The 17,467-nt window shown below is 32.3% G+C and carries 15 protein-coding genes; 12 read left to right on the top strand and 3 right to left on the bottom strand.

Annotated features, from left to right (window positions below; all coding sequences use genetic code 11):
* Positions 1-12: 12 nt before the first annotated feature.
* From D1816_RS20190 to D1816_RS20140, 11 genes are all read left to right on the top strand, one after another.
* A complete protein-coding gene (locus D1816_RS20190) occupies positions 13-3,513 on the top strand; it encodes a T9SS type A sorting domain-containing protein (RefSeq protein WP_118505273.1) in 3,501 nt (1,166 codons plus the stop codon).
* A 272-nt stretch (positions 3,514-3,785) separates the two neighbouring features.
* Positions 3,786-4,583 carry an AraC family transcriptional regulator gene (locus D1816_RS20185; protein ID WP_066308412.1) on the top strand — a complete coding sequence of 266 codons (798 nt, stop codon included), beginning with the start codon at positions 3,786-3,788 and terminating at the stop codon, positions 4,581-4,583.
* 82 nt (positions 4,584-4,665) lie between these two features.
* Positions 4,666-5,652 carry a YpdA family putative bacillithiol disulfide reductase gene (locus D1816_RS20180; protein ID WP_118505271.1) on the top strand — a complete coding sequence of 329 codons (987 nt, stop codon included), beginning with the start codon at positions 4,666-4,668 and terminating at the stop codon, positions 5,650-5,652.
* Positions 5,636-6,328: an SDR family oxidoreductase gene (locus D1816_RS20175; protein WP_118505268.1), complete on the top strand. Its 693-nt coding sequence runs from the start codon at positions 5,636-5,638 to the stop codon at positions 6,326-6,328. Before D1816_RS20180 ends, D1816_RS20175 begins: the two co-directional genes overlap by 17 nt.
* Positions 6,329-6,453: 125 nt before the next feature.
* Positions 6,454-6,903: a YHS domain-containing (seleno)protein gene (locus D1816_RS20170; RefSeq protein WP_118505266.1), complete on the top strand. Its 450-nt coding sequence runs from the start codon at positions 6,454-6,456 to the stop codon at positions 6,901-6,903.
* 71 nt (positions 6,904-6,974) lie between these two features.
* On the top strand, positions 6,975-7,412 hold the full coding sequence (locus D1816_RS20165; RefSeq protein ID WP_118505264.1) for a YHS domain-containing (seleno)protein: 438 nt from the start codon (positions 6,975-6,977) through the stop codon (positions 7,410-7,412).
* A gap of 4 nt (positions 7,413-7,416) precedes the next feature.
* Positions 7,417-7,803 (top strand): hypothetical protein, encoded by a 387-nt coding sequence (locus D1816_RS20160; RefSeq protein ID WP_118505262.1) that lies wholly within the window; start codon positions 7,417-7,419, stop codon positions 7,801-7,803.
* Between the two features lies 1 nt (position 7,804).
* Positions 7,805-8,761, top strand: a complete 957-nt coding sequence (locus tag D1816_RS20155; protein ID WP_118505260.1) for a septum formation inhibitor Maf — start codon at positions 7,805-7,807, stop codon at positions 8,759-8,761.
* A 19-nt stretch (positions 8,762-8,780) separates the two neighbouring features.
* On the top strand, positions 8,781-9,323 hold the full coding sequence (locus D1816_RS20150; protein WP_118505258.1) for an NAD(P)H-dependent oxidoreductase: 543 nt from the start codon (positions 8,781-8,783) through the stop codon (positions 9,321-9,323).
* Positions 9,324-9,354: 31 nt separating this feature from the next.
* Positions 9,355-10,173 (top strand): class I SAM-dependent methyltransferase, encoded by an 819-nt coding sequence (locus tag D1816_RS20145; RefSeq protein ID WP_118505256.1) that lies wholly within the window; start codon positions 9,355-9,357, stop codon positions 10,171-10,173.
* A gap of 274 nt (positions 10,174-10,447) precedes the next feature.
* Complete coding sequence (locus D1816_RS20140; RefSeq protein ID WP_118506300.1) at positions 10,448-12,007, top strand: alpha-L-fucosidase; 1,560 nt, start codon at positions 10,448-10,450, stop codon at positions 12,005-12,007.
* Between the two features lie 42 nt (positions 12,008-12,049).
* Here the strand turns inward: D1816_RS20140 and D1816_RS20135 are convergent, their stop codons facing one another.
* On the bottom strand, positions 12,050-12,952 hold the full coding sequence (locus D1816_RS20135; protein ID WP_066308440.1) for a LysR family transcriptional regulator: 903 nt from the start codon (positions 12,950-12,952) through the stop codon (positions 12,050-12,052).
* Between the two features lie 182 nt (positions 12,953-13,134).
* Here D1816_RS20135 and D1816_RS20130 point away from each other — a divergent pair, with 182 nt between their 5' ends.
* Positions 13,135-14,013 (top strand): haloalkane dehalogenase, encoded by an 879-nt coding sequence (locus D1816_RS20130; protein WP_118505254.1) that lies wholly within the window; start codon positions 13,135-13,137, stop codon positions 14,011-14,013.
* 168 nt (positions 14,014-14,181) lie between these two features.
* On the opposite strand, the gene D1816_RS20125 is transcribed toward D1816_RS20130, so the two are convergent.
* Both D1816_RS20125 and D1816_RS20120 read right to left on the bottom strand, forming a co-directional pair.
* Positions 14,182-16,728, bottom strand: a complete 2,547-nt coding sequence (locus D1816_RS20125; protein WP_118506299.1) for a glycoside hydrolase family 2 TIM barrel-domain containing protein — start codon at positions 16,726-16,728, stop codon at positions 14,182-14,184.
* 186 nt (positions 16,729-16,914) lie between these two features.
* Positions 16,915-17,454, bottom strand: a complete 540-nt coding sequence (locus D1816_RS20120) for an outer membrane beta-barrel protein (protein ID WP_118505251.1) — start codon at positions 17,452-17,454, stop codon at positions 16,915-16,917.
* Between the last annotated feature and the right edge of the window lie 13 nt (positions 17,455-17,467).

The raw sequence follows: 17,467 nt of genomic DNA, 5'->3' as shown, positions 1-17,467 counted from the left end.
ACAATTTCAAAAATGTCTAACACTAACTGGATCAACAGAGGACCATTTAATGTTGGAGGACGTACAAGAGCATTAGCTATTGATATGTCTAATGAGAATGTTATACTTGCCGGTGGAGTATCTGGTGGATTATGGCGTTCTGAAGATGGGGGCCAAAATTGGAACAAAGTAACTAGAAAATTTCAAAATCCCAGTATTACTGCCATTGTTCAAGATCCTAGACCAGGGCATCAACATATTTGGTATTATGGCGGAGGAGAACGTTTAGGAAATTCTGCAAACTTTAATGCAGTAACACTTTATACTGGGGTAGGCATCTATAAATCTCAAGATAGTGGACGTACCTGGGAGTTATTACCATCAACAGTAGATAATACTGTTCTAACAGCTTCTCCTTTTGATATTGTAAATAGCATGGTCATCAACCCAACTAATGGAGATTTATATGTAGCTACTTTTAATGGTATACATCGATCACAAGATGATGGAAATAGTTTTCAAGAAGTTTTAACAGGAGGTATAGACAAAAGAACAGAGATTGCAGTGACAAAGCAAGGAAAATTATATGCCTCTGTAGCAGATAGAGATTTTAATACGGTCGTTGGAGGAGTCTATACCTCTGATGAAGGTACGAATTGGACTCGAATATCTGATAACATCACTGATCTTAATAGAGTAGACAGAACAATATTCGCTATAAATCCGTCAAACGAAAACGAGGTATACGTATATAGTACTTTTGCAAGTCGCAACCGGTTGTTTAAATATAATGCGATCGATCAAACTTTTATTGATCTTAGTGAACAACTTCCTGTAAGATCAGGATTAATAGGAGGGCTTGTGACACAAGGAGCATATAACATGGTGATAGCAGTACATCCAACAAATCCAGAGTTTATTATTATTGGGGGTACTAATCTATTTAGAACAACGGATGGCTTTAGAACTAAAATAGATGATACTCCTAACAATTGGATCGGGGGATACTCCCCAAGAAACGATGTATCATTATATCCTGATCAACACCCAGATATGCATGCGTTAGTATTTTTTCCTTCAAACCCCAATAAAGTATTAAACGCAAATGATGGTGGGGTTTTTATGACAGAAGATATTACCACAAGTAGCTCTTTCGAAATGCCTGTAGATTGGATTTCTTTAAACAATGGATATGTTACCACCCAACCTTATGCAGTTTCTTTTGATCCCAATGCTGAAAATGAAGATTTATTAGCAGGTTTTCAAGACAATGGCACCTGGTTTACAGATCAAAAAAATACAACTGCTTTTTGGGAAGAAGAATTTGGTGGTGATGGTAGTTATAACGCTTTTGCCGATAACGGTCTTACTCGTTATGTTTCATCGCAAAGAGGCAATGTGTTTCGTCTTAATAATGATGCAAATGGAAATACAATATCATTATCTTGGGTACGTCCTGCAGGTAATAGATCTTTTGCTTTTATCACTCCTTTTGTATTAAATCCTAATAATGATAATGAAATGTATCTTCCTGCAGAAACAACATTACTTAGAAACAGTAATCTTGATGAAATCCCTTCTGTGGCGACTATTGACGACCTCACTGCACCTACAGATGTAAATTGGTCAGAAACTACAAAAGTAGAATCTATTCTTGACCCTAATAGCGGAAGAGAACTTAATACTATTACAGCACTAGACATCTCTACTTTCCCTGAAGCTAACAAAGTATATTATGGTACAGGACAAGGTCAGATCTTTAGATTAGATTTTGCAAACCTTCCTTCTAGTAAACCAGTTGACATATTTACCGGTAAAGGTTTACCGGAAAGAGGTTTTATAAGCAGTATACAAGTAGATCCTAATAATTCTGATCGCGTATTGGTTACTTTCTCTAATTATAATATTCCTAGTATATTTTTATCAGAAAATGCTGGTGAAACTTGGATAAACATTAGTGGTAATTTAGAAGAAAATAAAGACGGTACTGGTAATGGACCTTCGGTAAGATGGACTTCTTTTTTAGGTAATAAAGATGGGATATTAGCTGGTACTAGTTCAGGACTTTACTACACCAAGAAAATTCTGAACGAAAATATCGTCTGGCAACTAGAGAACAACCAAATAGGTGACGGTGTAGTAATGCAAGTACGAACGCGTAAAGATGGATTTGCAGCATTAGCTGTTCATGGAAACGGAGTTTTCAGTAAAAAATTCAATGTTACACCTCCGAGAGGAGAAAAAACATTGGTTGTTAATAAAAAACCTGATGACATTATACTCTCAATAGAAGAAACCCCACAATTTATGACCGTAGATGTTAACGATGTTTTTAGAGATCAGTTTGATAGTAATAGCACTATAGATATTATTGTAGAAAGTTCTGACAAAGATCGAAGTTTTATCGGATATGAGTTTTTTAATAATCAATTAGAAATCTTCTTCTTTGGAACCAACAGAGATGTTCCAAATGTGGACAAAGAAGGAAAAGCAACAATCAGGTTAACGGCAACATCAGGTATAGAACGATTAGCAACAGAATTTAAGGTACAGGTAGTTCAGAAACCTTTTCTTAATAGGTTTGACGAAAATAAACTTCCATATAGAGTTCAATTCCCTTCTTCTGAAGTATCAGAAACGGATATTTTTGGAAACCCTCCTTCATCAGTCGAATTAGCAGACCAGATAAAGGTCCCAAGTGGTAAAAAATGGACTATTGAAAGAATGAAAATATTAGCAGGAGCAGATCCTTTTACAAGTGATATATTTCCACCAGGTGGAAATACGGCAAGAATAAGAATTTATCAAGATGAAAATGGAAAACCAGGAAAGCAAATTGCCAATATGGTCAACAAACTAAGAAAAAACCCATTGTTAGACGTTTCATTAAGTATCCTAGGCGATCTAGGTTCACCATCACAAATAGGAGAATTCGATCTTGTATTACCCAATAAAGTCGAACTTACTGAAGGTAAATATTGGATATCTTTTACAAGATTAGAAGAAATATATGCCGCAAATAATATTGTTTGGGCACAACAAATTAGGACTTTTGGTGGTCCAGAGTTTGATAATATAAATGAATCTGTAATTGCTAATAAGCCAAATCCACACTATAGAAGTCTAGAAGGATCGTTGTTTAAAAAAACTTGGGAACCATTTGAAAATTTGGATGTGTTGCTTCCTACCGCAGAATATCCAATTGAAAATCAAAGTTCACAATTATTATTCTCTTTATTTGGAGAAGTAGATGATATCAACGCTATCAAATCTAAAAATAGAGATTTACAAACCAATGTTGTAATTTCTCCTAATCCAACAGACGAGATATTTAATATTCAATTTAGTAGAAAACTCGATGAAGATATTTTAGTCAAAATCATGGATCTAACAGGTAATGAGATTTTCAGAAAGAATTTTGACAAAAAAGAAACCAGTTATTCTATAGAAACTTCAGGTTTTGCTCGAGGCATTTATATCGTTAGTATTACTGGAAATACTATAAAAACTACTACTAAAATGGTTCGTAGATAACGTTTCTAGGCGATACAAATTTTAATACTGATTGTTTTGCTAAATAGTAACATCAGAAAGGATACCAGTGGCTATATTGACTAAAATTTTAATAAAAAAACCTTGTAATTTAATTACAGGGTTTTTGCTTTACTATTATTTTGCTTTAGGCTTTTATTAAAAAAAACTTAAATGAGTATCACAATATCGGTCATTCAATATATCTTTATATACTAAAATTAAGTTAGCAGCATCTTAATTGAAATTTAGCAGATATTATAATTACCCCCCATATGAAAAGTGATCACTTTAGAATAGAAACCGACATCAATTATATAGATTCAAGAGATAAAATATTTAGAATGATATTTATTAGCGCTGGCGATGCTACTATTAAAATTGATTTTTCAACATATAATATTTTGGGGCCCGCATTAATTTTCATCTCTGAAAATCAGTTATTAAGTATTGAAAAAAAATCGAGTGAATTAAGTGGAAAAGCTGTGTGCTTTTCTAATGACTTTTTTTGTATTAAATTAAACAGAAGTGAGACCTTCTGTGATGCTGTAATTTTTAACACTACCAAACCTCCGTATATTCCTTTACAAGCTTCTGAATCAAGAAAAGTAGACTATCTCATCACAGCTATGAATAATGAACTAGAAGAGGCCAATGATTTTCAAGAGGAAATCATTATTTCACAATTAAAAACCTTGTTACTATCCTCTTCCAAAATTAAACTGAAACAGTTTGGAGAAGTTAATTTATCTATTCTATCCCCTGTTGTAACAGGGTTTCAAAATCTTTTAGATCAAGAATATGAACGTCAGCATAATGTGCAATTTTATGCTGATGAACTAAATATTTCGCCAAAAGGGCTAAACAAAGCTGTCAAAAAAGAGTTAGGAAGAACAGTTAGTGAGTTAATCAAAGAAAAGCTAATCGTTGAAGCAAAAAGAGAACTTTATACAAAAGAGCTTTCTATTAAGGAAATTGGTTTCAAATTAGGCTTCGAAGATCCTGCATATTTTAGTAGATTTTTCAGAAAAGAGACTTCGCATAGCCCAAAAGAATACGCAGAATTGCTGTAAAGACCCAAAAACACCATACAAGGGGATATTTGTCCTACCAGTAAAATCTTAAAGCCGAGTACGTTTGTATAAAAGATTACAAATGACTCATTATAGCATACTTATTATTGGTGCGGGACCTATTGGTTTAAGTTGCGGAATCGAAGCTCAAAATGCTGGTATTTCATATAAAATTATTGACAAAGGAACTCTTGTTAATTCTATCCACAATTTCCCTACAGATATGACATTTTTTTCTAGTTCTGAAAAATTAGAAATAGGAAACCTCCCTTTTACATCACTTTCTGTACGCCCTACAAAACAAGAAGGTTTAGAATATTATAGACGTGTTGCCCAACATTATAAATTAAATATTGGCCTTTACGAAACATTCGAGTCTGTTAAAAGAACATCTAATTTATCTAATAAAACACCATTTAAAATTGCTACATCCAAAGAAGCATATACTTGCGACTTTATCATAAATGCAACTGGGTTTTATGACTCTCCTGTTCTACTGGATATTCCTGGCGAAAAACTTAAAAAAGTAAATCATTACTTTACATCAGCACACCATCTATTTAAACAAAAAGTTGCTGTTGTTGGGGCCTCAAACTCTGCAATTGATGTAGCATTAGAGGCATATAGAAAAGGTGCTGAAACAACTCTTTTGGTAAGAGGAAAAGAAATTAGTCCAAATGTAAAATATTGGATCAAACCAGATATAGAGGCCAGAATTGCAGAAAACAACATTAATATATACTATGAATCCGATGTTACAGCAATATCTGATCGCCATATCATATTTAAATCAAGAAATCAAACCATAAAACTTGAAAATGACTTTGTGTATGCCATGACCGGATATAGACCTAATTTCAATTTATCAGAAAAACTAGGAATAGAAATAGATTCTACTACGGGATACCCAAAATACAATAAAACTACCATGGAAACCACTAACCCAAATGTTTATCTAGCGGGAGTTGTTATAGGCGGTATGAATACTCGCCAATGGTTCATAGAAAACTCAAGAGATCACGGAAGTAAAATCATCAATCACATAAAAAAATATGAAACTAAAAAATAAAGTGGCTATAGTAACAGGGTCTAGTAAAGGACTAGGACTAATTGTTGTTGAACAATTATTGGCCAAAGGTACATTTGTAGTAGGTTTTAGTCGAAATAAAACTCCAATAGATCATCCTAATTTTGAAGGATATTGTTTAGATATTGGAAACGAAAGTGCCGTTACAGAAACTTTTAACAACGTTATTAAAAAACACAACACCATTGATATCATTATTAATAATGCTGGTTTTGGGGATTATCATAAACTCGAAGAAACAGATTCTCAATTAATGAGACAAATGTTTGAAACTAATGTCTTTGGGGTTTTCTATCTCACCAAGTGTGCCATCCCTTTTATGAAAAAGTCGCAACAAGGTCATATTATTAACATTTCTTCTATTGCAGGAATAGTAGGTATAGAGAACATGTCGGTCTACAACGGGACAAAATTTGCCGTAAAAGGAATGTCCGAATCTTTATACAAAGAATTACGTCCCCACGGTATAAAAGTGACCTGTATTCTTCCTGGATCTATAAGTACTAATTTCTTCGATGATTTTGATGGTTTCACAGCCAGCAATACAATGATGAATCCAACAGATGTTGCAGATAGTATTTTATATTGTTTACAGTCTTCGGCTACGTTTCATCCAGTAAATTTAGAGATTAGACCATTTCATATCTCAAAACAATAATTAAAGGAAAATAATACAAGTCAAGTTCCTTTTTATCCATTTCGTACCCTCTCTTATCAATATACCTTTGTTTTGTAATCAAAACACAATTAAAAAGAAGTTAATACAATTAAAATTTAAAAATTATGAGAAATTTAATTCTTGCACTAACCGTGCTAATATCAACTACGAGCTTTGCTCAAAGTATTAATACAAAATCTGTAGCCCTAGAAGGATATGATCTTGTAGGATATTTTACAAAAAACCAAGCCATTCAAGGTTCTGATAAATTATCTGTAGAAGTCGACGGGATACACTACTATTTTAGCAGTGTAGAAAATCAAAAACTATTCAAAGAAAACCCAACCAAATACATGCCAGAGTGTGGCGGTTTTTGTGCCACAGCAGTAGCCACATCAAACGCCAAGTTTCCAGTTGATCCTGAAACTTTTAAGATAACAGAAGGTAAACTTTATCTTTTTTATAACGGACCATATAAAGGTGCCAATTTTAATGGTAAAGATCCTTGGGTAAAAGATGAAAAAGCTCTGATCAAAAAAGCAAATGATAACTGGAAGACACTTAAAAACAGTTAATCCAATTTCTAATAAAGCCATCGTAGTGTTTTAACCTATAACGATGGCTTTAAAATTTAAAAAACTAGCTTATGAAAGTTTGCGCATTTATAATAGCGGTTTTCTTGATTTTATATAACCTGCAAGCCCAATCGATTAATATTAAAAAAGTGGCTATAGAAGGCTATGATGTAGTCGCCTATCATAAAGGTCAAGCAATAGAAGGTACGAATAGATTAAGTGTAAAAATAAGAGACGTATTCTATCATTTTAGTAGCATTGAAAATAAGGCCCTTTTTAAGAAAAACCCAAAAAAGTACTTACCAAAATATGGTGGTTTCTGTGCCATCGGAATTGCAATTTATGATGGCAAATACAACATTGATCCAGAAGACTTTTTAATCGATAATGGTGAACTCTACCTATTCTGTCCTGATCAAATAGATAATTGGATAGCCGATCAAGAAAATCTAAAAAGGAAAGCTGAAATTGAATGGTTGAAAATGGAAGAAAAAGAAACTAAAAAATAATACAATGAAACAATACATTTTTTTAGCCTTTAGCATTATAATAATCACATTTAATAGTAATGCTCAAAGCAAAGACAATCCCTATGCGGGAAAAACATTTAGAATTGATAATTATATAGGTGACAAACTAGATAATTCTGAAGATTTAGTATTCACAAATAACGAAGTTGAAGGCTCTATTTGTGTACAGTATGGATTTAAAAAAGCTAAATACACTACCACAATTAATAAAAAAGGACTTCAAGAGTTTTCCTGCACAATGATTAGCAAAGAACATGGGAAAATGGTATGGACAGGCGAAAAGAACAAAAATCAAATCTCCGGAAAATACCTATGGACTAAAGAAGGACAAGATCCAATACAGTATACTTTCAAAGGAAAAATTAAATAACATGAAAAAAAGCAACATTTATATATCACTATTTTCTCTGTCCGGAATACTAATCTTAACTATTATAATCTCATCTTTTACTAAATCCAAAAAAGATGAAAAATTCCCCTTGAATACTAGTATCTCTAACCTTATTTTTGAAGGGCAAAGAACCGTTTCTGAAAAAACAAAAGAGTTTTGGTTTGACGGAAAAGCAGAACTTTCGAGTTATAAATTAACTCAAGCCAGATACGGTGAAACACACCAAGGCACAGCAGTTTTGGTATACGTAACAGAGCCATTTTCTAAAAAAGCAAATACAAAAGCTGATCACAATAATCCCAATAATGTATCTGTTCTAAAACTCAACAAAACACTAAAATTTAATACTGGTATTTATCCGTATTCGATGATGACTAGTACATTTTTTCCTTTAGAAAAAGAAAACACTTCGCTAAAAATTACTTCTTCATTACAAGAATGGTGTGGTATGACTCACCTTGAAATGAAAAACGAAACTGATTTTATATTTGATTTTAGTTCATATTATGAAGGATTTACTTTTAAAAATAAAGTGATTAAAAAAACAATATTAGAAGATGATTTATGGACATTGATGCGTTTGAATCCAGAATTACTTCCTATTGGCAAGCATGACATAATACCGTCAATGTCGTTCTTACGATTAAGAAATCGAGAACCAAAAGCATACAAAGCAATCATCACCCTACAAAACGATGATAAAGGCACCTCCCATTACACCATGAACTATCCTGAATTAGAACGTGAACTTACGATACACTACACTTCAATATTTCCTTATGCTATTTTAGGATGGGAAGACACCCACTATAGTGGTTATGGAGATGAAAAAAAACTACTAACCTCTAAAGCCGAACTCTTAAAAACTATTAAAACCGATTATTGGAATCAAAATCACAATAAGGACAAACACTGGAGAAAGAAGCTCGAATTATAAAACACTTAAACCAAACAACATGAAAAATACACTTATTATCATAGCACATCCCAATTATAAAAATTCTACAGCTAACAAAATAATAGTTGATTCTTTAATAGATAACATAAAAAATTATGATGTGCACAATTTATCCGAGCTGTATCCTAACTTTAATATTGACATAAAAAAAGAACAAGATGCACTGGTAAAGGCTGACCACATTATTTTTCAGTTTCCGTTCTACTGGTATAGTGTACCGCCAATTTTAAAACAATGGATAGATATAGTATTAACATATGGTTTTGCATATGGAGAAGGAGGAAACAAGTTAAAAGGAAAAAGTTTTATTGTCAGCACTACTACCGGAACACCACTCGAAGCGTATAAAAGTGATGGAGCGAATAAGTATACGATGGAAGAATTTTTGTATCCCATTAAACAAACGGCAAAATTATGTCTTATGAACTATATAGCCCCTGTGTACTCACATTCAATGATTGCTTGGAAAGAAGAAGATCAAATACAGGTGAGAAATAAAGCAAAGGAACATGCTAATCGTTTACTAACTTTAGTGTCATAAATCTAAAACAACTAACTAATAAAGACAGATAATGAGTAATGATATAAAATTTGATTTTGCAAACAATTCAATAGCGACAGCCTATGACCAAGTTTTAGTTCCTTTACTTTTTGAACCTTGGACCACAAGACTTATTACAGAAAACAAACCTTGGTCTGGTAAATATGTTTTAGATCTAGCTTGCGGTACAGGAGCTGTTACAAAACAACTTTTAAATCATGTCACTTGTAAAGGAAAAGTATTTGCTTTAGATCTAAATGAAGAAATGCTTGCCATTAATAAAAAGAAGTTTGAAGAGTTAGGCTGTGAAGATGTAATCGAATTCATTCATGCATCCGCAGAAAAAATCCCAATTGAAGACAATACTCTAGACACTGTAATATGCCAACAAGGGTTTCAATTTTTTCCTGATAAGCACAAAGCCGCCAGAGAAATATATAGAATACTAAATAAAGGAGGAGAATTAGTTATCTCTACTTGGCTTCCTGTTTCTGAATGTGAAATCTTTGGAACGCTCTGCGAAACATTAGAGGAAATAGAAGAAAAAGAATTATCTCAATTAATGCGCATACCTTTTGATTATATGCAAAAAGACGAGTTAAAAACAGTTTTTACAAAAGCTGGCTTTAACACCATCAAAATTGAAAAACAATCCATGAATCTTCACCTACCTGAAGGAGTGAATCAAGCTCTTGCATTTGTATACGGAACTCCTATCGGACCTAAGTTAAAAGCGTTACCTCTAGAAAAACAAGAAAAATTTAAAGAAATCTTTACGAAAAAATTAAATCGATTCGATAAGAATAATTTTGGTGAAATGGCCGCATATATCTTAAAAACTCAAAAATAACCCTTTACAAAAGTGACCGAACATCTAAACTATTATATTATTTAACATAATTAGTTTGATCATATTATCTAGTTTTTTGACCATTTATGGTAATAAAACTTTAAGTGTACTTGTCTTTATTTTTTACATTTATATTCTTCGAAAAGTGTAAGAATCAAGACTAAATCCTAGCTTTTTTGTGTTACAATCATCATAAAAATAAAACCTCTAGTGATTATAGTTTGACTAATCTTTAATCAAGTTTTTCGGATTAAAAATTGAAAACATGCAAATTATGAAAACTAATCACATACGAGTTCTCTTTTTCTTTTTAGTGATAATTAGCACAATGGGATATGTGCATTCTCAGGAAACAAAAAAATATCAAGAAAGTTGGGAATCAGTAAATACCGTTACGGCAACTCCTAATTGGTTTCAAGATGCTAAATTTGGAATATATGCTCATTGGGGTCCTGTATCTTCGGCATTTGTTGGAGCAGATCCTAATCAATATTACGGAGGATGGCATGGTATGTTGATGTATCAGAATGGTAAACTTACTAAAGGAGAAAAAACAAAACCTACATCAAATTATATACATCACAAGAAAAAGTATGGTGATCCAAAAAAGTATGGTTATAAGCATATTATTGAACAATTTAAACCTACCGCTTTTGATGCTAAAAAATGGGCTGATGTATTTGCACTTTCCGGAGCAAAATTTGCCGGTCCAGTGGCGATGCATCATGATAATTTTGCAATGTGGGATAGCAAAGCCACTCGATGGAATTCTATGAATTATGGAGGAATTGATCCTTCTGCCAATCTTAAAAAAGAAATTGAAGCTAAAGGGATGAAGTTTATGGGGTCTTTTCATCATGCTTTTACATGGAAATATTTTGCTCCAGCCCATGCTTACGGTGGAATAAAATCTGAAGATTATGACCTCTATACAGATCCACATGAATTAGATTCAGATATTCCTTCGGATCGTTTTTACAAAGAATGGTGGGCTAAATTGAAAGAATTTATTGATGTATACCAACCTGATCTAATTTGGTTTGATTGGTGGCTCGAAAATATGACTGAAGAATCCAGACTTAAATTTTTAGCATATTACTACAATAAAGGATTAGAATGGAATAAAGAAGTTGCGGTATGTTATAAAGAAAGTACTTTTACAGAAGAAAATGCTATTAAAGATTATGAACGAGGGCGTCCTAATCAACCTAAAAAAGCAACTTGGCTAACCGATACTTCTCCAGGACAATGGTTTTATCGTCCAAACGCAAAGTTTAAAACTCCAAATGAACTTATAGATATTTTAGTTGATATCGTCTCAAAAAATGGTGTGATGCTCTTAAATGTACCTCCAAACCCTGATGGTTCTATACCCGAAAAAATGAGCGATTTATTAAAAGATATGGGTGCTTGGCTCGAAATAAATGGTGAGGCTATTTATAAAACACGTCCTTGGACAATCTTTGGAGAAGGCCCAACTCGTCTTTCTGAAGGGGGGCACAAAGTTGAAAAAATAAAAATCTCTTATACAAGTACAGATATTAGATTTACAAAAAGATCTGATAAAGAGATTTTTGCAATAGTATTAGACACTCCTGAGAGCGATATTTTAATTAAATCCCTTACTACACAAATTGGATTGCTAAACTCTAAAATTGAAAAAATCCAACTACTAGGAAGTACAGAAGAAATAAAATGGGAAAGAAATGAGCAAGGTTTACTAATTAAAAAGCCAAAATCATTTCCTACATCGTATGCACATTCATTTAAAATAACTCTTGAAGGATATACCGAAAATAATATTGGGGGTACTGTTGATGCCCATAAAGACTAAATATATAATTTTATAACTGACGGATTTCTAAATCACCTATTATCACACTTTAAGAAGCGATTCATTAAAGTGCTTTTTTACCGCATCAACAAATGAATTCTCAATATTAGAAATTTTGTTTAAACTAGCGATGTACCAGTCTCTTTTTCCTACATTTAAATCAAAAGGAATTATTTCTAGATTTTTATGATTTAAAAAAGGAACAACGGACCATTTTGCCATAACCGAGATCCCCAAATTTGCACTAACCAGTTCGATAATTGCCTCGGTTAATTGTGCTTTTTGAATAGTGCGTACAAATCCAACATTATTATGTAGGATACTTGTAAGCACATAGTTTTTTTCTTCAGGAATATCATATAAAATTAAATCTTGATTGATCAAATCAGTTAAGTTGATTGTTTTTTGCGTACTTAGTTCATTGTCTTTAGATAAAATCACAACCATTTCATCTGTTACCAAAGGTTCAAAATGAATTGATGGATGACTAGATTTAGTGCTTACAATAGCCAAATCAATTTTACCTTCTATTAAATATTCTAAAGGCTCTTTTGTAGCCTCTATATCAATTTTAACGTTAATCTTTGGATGTTCTTGTCTAAATTCACGAACAACATTTGGTAACCAATGATAACATGTATAGCACTCGGTAGTTAATCTAATATTTTTTTTCTTTCCCATTTTAATGGCATCCAATTCTGAATTAAGTTGATTCATCGATGCTAGCATTTTTTCTGAATTCGCAAAAAGGACTTGACCTACTTCTGTGAGTATTAATTTTTTATTCAATCTATTAAATACTTTGAGTCCGAGTTCTTCTTCTAGTTTTTTTAATTGATGACTTAATGCAGGTTGAGAAAGAAATAATTTATCGGCTGCTTTTGTTACAGATCCTTCTTTTACAATAACATTAACCAATTTCAAATTCCGCAAAGAAACATTCATTATTCATAAATTTTATTAATACTATAAAATTAATTCATTTTTCTTATAAACACAATTGATTTATTTTTGAATTTTAGAAATGTTGATTAGGAAATATGAAACAAGTTCTTCTGTTTTCAAAAAAAAATGAAACTACTACACTATCATCTATACTTTTTTCAATAACCACTAAAGTTTAAACTATGACTCAGAAAAACCAAGAATTAAATTCAAATTACTATGAAGTATATGGTAGTAAAATGCATGTGCTTGAATATGGAAAAGAAGAAAAAGGAAATCCAATCCTTTTTTTACATGGAAATCCATCAAACAGTTTTTTATGGAGAAATATTACCCCATATGTTCAAGAGATAGGACATCACGTTATTGTTCCCGATTTAATCGGAATGGGAAAATCAGACAAGCCTGCCATTGATTATACTTTTATGGAGCAGTATGCCTATATAGAGAATCTAATTGAGCAAATGAAGCTTAAAAACATTATTTTGGTATTGCATGATTGGGGTTCTGGACTAGGGTTTCATTATTTTGCAAATCATAAAGACAACATAAAAGCTATTGTTTTTATGGAAGGTATTATTCAGGATATTGGTACATTTTTTCCAAAAGAAAATATTGATTTTTTCAATAAACTTCGTGGTCCCGAAGGGTATAAAATGATTGCAGAGGACAATATATTCTTAAATAATGTTCTACCAACATGGGTTTCAAGAGATTTAACTCAAGAAGAACTGGATGCTTATAAAGCTCCTTTTCAAACCATAGAAAGCAGAAAACCCATCTGGAAATTTGTTTCTCAAGTACCTTTACACGGAAAACCTGAATTAACCGCTTCGATTGTAAAAAACTATAGAGAAGCTTTACAAAACTCTAAAATACCGAAGTTGTTCTTTTATGCGGAACCTGGAGCTTTTATGCCAAAATCTGTACGAGACTGGATACTTAACAATATCCCTAAACTAAAAGCAGTGAATATCGGAAAAGGAGTTCATTTTATTCAAGAAGACAATCCAGAATTAATTGGATCGACATTAAAAGAGTGGATTACTGAATTAGATTAGTCTTAAAGACTAATCTAACACCTTATAAGCCCAACCTATACAGCTCTTAATTTAGAATATGAATTATGTAAACTCTATTCTAACTTAAGGGCCGTATTTTTAATCAACTTAGTAAACTTTTCTCTTTAAAATTAGAAGTAATGTTTAGTACAAAAAACGATATTACTATTATTCTTTTTGAAGATCTTGAATTTGTACCTGTAAAACTTTACTATCAATTGTATCGCAAGTTGCTTTGATATTAATCATAGCTTCATTTAAATTAGATTGAATAATTAACAACGCTTTTCCTTTTGAAGTCTTTACACGATTGCTTTGGTGTTTTTCTAAAACTTCTCTTCCTCCATTATCAATACCTAAAAGTTTAGCATCCCCATCGATATGAAATACCACTTCTTTATCGTTATTTTGGATAGGATTTCCATTTTTGTCTTCTAATTGGATTTGGATATGAGCTACATCATAACCATTTGCCTTTAAGTTCTCTTTATCTACCTTTATAGCAACCCGTGCTAATTCTTGAGCCGTGGTAATAGAGCTTTCTATTTTAGTCACTTTAGACTTTGCTGTTAATTTTCCTTGATGATACGGAACTAGCCATTTTAAAATATGATCATTTTGATCTTTTAGTTTTTTAGTTCCTAAAGACGTATCATTTAAAAATAAGGTTACTTCTGGCTGATTTGTATACACTTCGACCACAATATCTTCTCCTTTTTTGTAATTCCAATGCTCATTAACGTCATGCCATCCCCACTTTTGTCTAGCTGCCCAGTTTGGAGTTTTTTCGATTAATGTTTTCTTAGATTCTTGCCAAACATAAGGTGATTTATCTACTAACTGTGTTGTGATAAATATATGAGGATCATCAGACCATAATGATTTAAACATATGAAAGGCTGGTTTTTTAAACCCTGCAAAATCCAACAAACCACTATTAGAACCTCTGATAGGCCAATCTCTAGACTCACCCATATAATCAATACCGGTCCATAAAAATATTCCAGCAATATACTCCTTATCCAGTACGTGTTTCCATTCATGATATTTTGCCCAGTTTTCTGTTCCTAAAAATACTTTTTCAGGATAATTGCGATGTACATAGTCATACACGGATTGGCGATAGCTTAGTCCTACAATATCTAGCGCATCGGCATAACCAGAAAAATTACTTACTGTTGGTATTGTAAGGTTAGCAGTAATAGGACGAGTAGTATCTATTGCTTTAACAGATTTTGAAAGTCTTTTTGCTGTAGTTGCCAGAATATGTTTTCCTTTTTTTCCTTTATTAAAATTATCTTTTACTTGATCAATAGATAATGGTGGTTCATCCCAATAGTAATTAACATCACCAACTTTATTCTTACCCCAGTATCCTGTTGCTTCTCCGTATCTGGGATAAGTCCATTCAATTTCATTACCAATACCCCACATAATAACAGAAGGGTGATTTCTATCTCTTAATACCATACTTTTAATATCTTGAGAAGACCATTTGCTAAAATGCTCTGTATATCCTGTTGTTAGGGGACTAGCCTCTATCTGATTATAATTATGGCTTTTGTCCTTAGGGTTATCCCATTCATCAAAAGCCTCATCCTGAACCAAAAATCCCATTTGATCACACAAATCCAAAAATTCTGCTGATGGTGGATTATGAGCTGTACGAATAGCATTACAACCAGCTTCTTTTAAATTTTGCAATCTACGCTTCCAAACTCCTCTAGGTACAGCACTTCCTACAAGTCCTCCGTCGTGATGTATACAAACTCCTTTGATTAATGTTTGTTTCCCATTTAAGAAAAAACCTTTATCCTTATCAAAAGAAAAAGATCGAATTCCAAAAGGAGTTTCAAAACTATCCACTACAATATTATCAATCATAATTTCTGAAACAAGTTGATACATATTTGGGTTTTCGATATCCCATAAGTAAGGAGTTTCAATATTTGTTTCTTGTATTTTATCTCTTGATGAATTAGGTTCTATTTTAATAGTGTCTTGAACATTCTTGATTTTAATACCATCGTGATAAACTGTAGATTTAATAACAATTCTTTGTGTTTCTGAAGTTTGATTTGTTATTGTTGAATTAATCGCTACTACTGCCTTTTCTTTAGTAACTTTTGGGGTACTTACAAATACACCCCATTGCGGAATGTGTGTTTTGCTTTTGGTCACAAGTTTTACGTTTCTATAAATCCCAGAGCCTGGATACCATCGGCAATCAATATAAGCAGAACGATCTACTTTAACAGAAATAAGATTAGGTTGATCGTATCTTAAATATTTTGTGAGTTCGTAAGCAAACGGTGTATATCCATAAGGATGTTTACCCAGGTAATGACCATTAATCCATACTTCTGAGTTTGAATATACTCCATCAAATTGGATCCATGTAAGCTTATTTGCACTAGTAACAGGCATGTTGAACTTTTTACGATACCAACCTATCCCACCAGGTAAAAATCCTGTTGCTCCTGCTGTTTTTTCTTGTGTAAACTCTTGTGCTATACTCCAATCATGAGGTAATCTTACATTTTCCCAATTTTCATTAGATAAACTTCTAATTTGTTCTTTCTTAGTATCTCCATAATGAAATTGCCAATTAAAATTAAAGTCTTCAGTAATTCTAGAAGTTTTGGATTGATCTGATGTACATGCCAAAAGAAAAACACTAATCGCGATACTGCAAAAAAAGGATGTCGATTTCATTATACTAATAGGTAAGTTTATTAATGTCAACATCTTTCTTTTAAAGATGTTTTTATTCGACAAAACTATAATGATCCTATCTTTTCATATACAACGAATAGATAAAATGTTATAACATTTTATCTATTCGTAGTTAATACTATTAATTTACATTAGTCTTTCATTTATACAGATTAGTTTTATAATTTAAAATCGTAAGGATATTCCAAAATTAATAACACCTTTATAACCAAAACCTAATTCTGCAAAACCCGCAAGAGTACTACCTACTCTAATTCCTGCACCAGTTAATTGACAGTTAAAATGATTAATATTATCCTCTGTTGGCTTCTCATTTCCAAAAGTATATCCTACCCCAAACCCAGAATACATTTGAAAATACTGTGTTGAAATGTATCTATAGTCAAACTCCGCACCAACTGTAGTAACGGTGGCTGTTCCTCTTACAGTTTCCCCCTGTAGATTAATGTCATTAGTAATTTTTTCATAAACAATAATTCCACCAAGCATCCATCGGTCAGAAACTGCATACTTATAGCCTACATTAATGGCTCCTGCATTATTCTCATCATCGTCATCATTATTATCAAAATCGAAACTTTGCACATTTGCATCATATGATGCATAACCACATCCAACACTTACTTGACTAGTTCCTTTAGTTTGCGCAGTAATACAGCTTAAGCCCATTAGAAGAAATAACATATTTATTTTAATAGTTTTCATATGATCTATGTTT

This window comes from Aquimarina sp. AD10, from assembly GCF_003443715.1.
Classification (GTDB): domain Bacteria; phylum Bacteroidota; class Bacteroidia; order Flavobacteriales; family Flavobacteriaceae; genus Aquimarina; species Aquimarina aggregata.
The sequence above is the reverse complement of the archived record's forward strand: the minus strand, read 5'-3'. Positions and strand labels throughout refer to the sequence as shown.

What these genes read in the sequence shown, in the direction of transcription:
- D1816_RS20190 (WP_118505273.1), top strand. Translation starts at nt 13, where the DNA reads ATGTCTAACACTAACTGGATCAACAGAGGACCATTTAATGTTGGAGGA.
- D1816_RS20185 (WP_066308412.1), top strand. Translation starts at nt 3,786, where the DNA reads ATGAAAAGTGATCACTTTAGAATAGAAACCGACATCAATTATATAGAT.
- D1816_RS20180 (WP_118505271.1), top strand. Translation starts at nt 4,666, where the DNA reads ATGACTCATTATAGCATACTTATTATTGGTGCGGGACCTATTGGTTTA.
- D1816_RS20175 (WP_118505268.1), top strand. Translation starts at nt 5,636, where the DNA reads ATGAAACTAAAAAATAAAGTGGCTATAGTAACAGGGTCTAGTAAAGGA.
- D1816_RS20170 (WP_118505266.1), top strand. Translation starts at nt 6,454, where the DNA reads ATGAGAAATTTAATTCTTGCACTAACCGTGCTAATATCAACTACGAGC.
- D1816_RS20165 (WP_118505264.1), top strand. Translation starts at nt 6,975, where the DNA reads ATGAAAGTTTGCGCATTTATAATAGCGGTTTTCTTGATTTTATATAAC.
- D1816_RS20160 (WP_118505262.1), top strand. Translation starts at nt 7,417, where the DNA reads ATGAAACAATACATTTTTTTAGCCTTTAGCATTATAATAATCACATTT.
- D1816_RS20155 (WP_118505260.1), top strand. Translation starts at nt 7,805, where the DNA reads ATGAAAAAAAGCAACATTTATATATCACTATTTTCTCTGTCCGGAATA.
- D1816_RS20150 (WP_118505258.1), top strand. Translation starts at nt 8,781, where the DNA reads ATGAAAAATACACTTATTATCATAGCACATCCCAATTATAAAAATTCT.
- D1816_RS20145 (WP_118505256.1), top strand. Translation starts at nt 9,355, where the DNA reads ATGAGTAATGATATAAAATTTGATTTTGCAAACAATTCAATAGCGACA.
- D1816_RS20140 (WP_118506300.1), top strand. Translation starts at nt 10,448, where the DNA reads ATGAAAACTAATCACATACGAGTTCTCTTTTTCTTTTTAGTGATAATT.
- D1816_RS20135 (WP_066308440.1), bottom strand. Translation starts at nt 12,952, where the DNA reads ATGAATGTTTCTTTGCGGAATTTGAAATTGGTTAATGTTATTGTAAAA.
- D1816_RS20130 (WP_118505254.1), top strand. Translation starts at nt 13,135, where the DNA reads ATGACTCAGAAAAACCAAGAATTAAATTCAAATTACTATGAAGTATAT.
- D1816_RS20125 (WP_118506299.1), bottom strand. Translation starts at nt 16,728, where the DNA reads ATGAAATCGACATCCTTTTTTTGCAGTATCGCGATTAGTGTTTTTCTT.
- D1816_RS20120 (WP_118505251.1), bottom strand. Translation starts at nt 17,454, where the DNA reads ATGAAAACTATTAAAATAAATATGTTATTTCTTCTAATGGGCTTAAGC.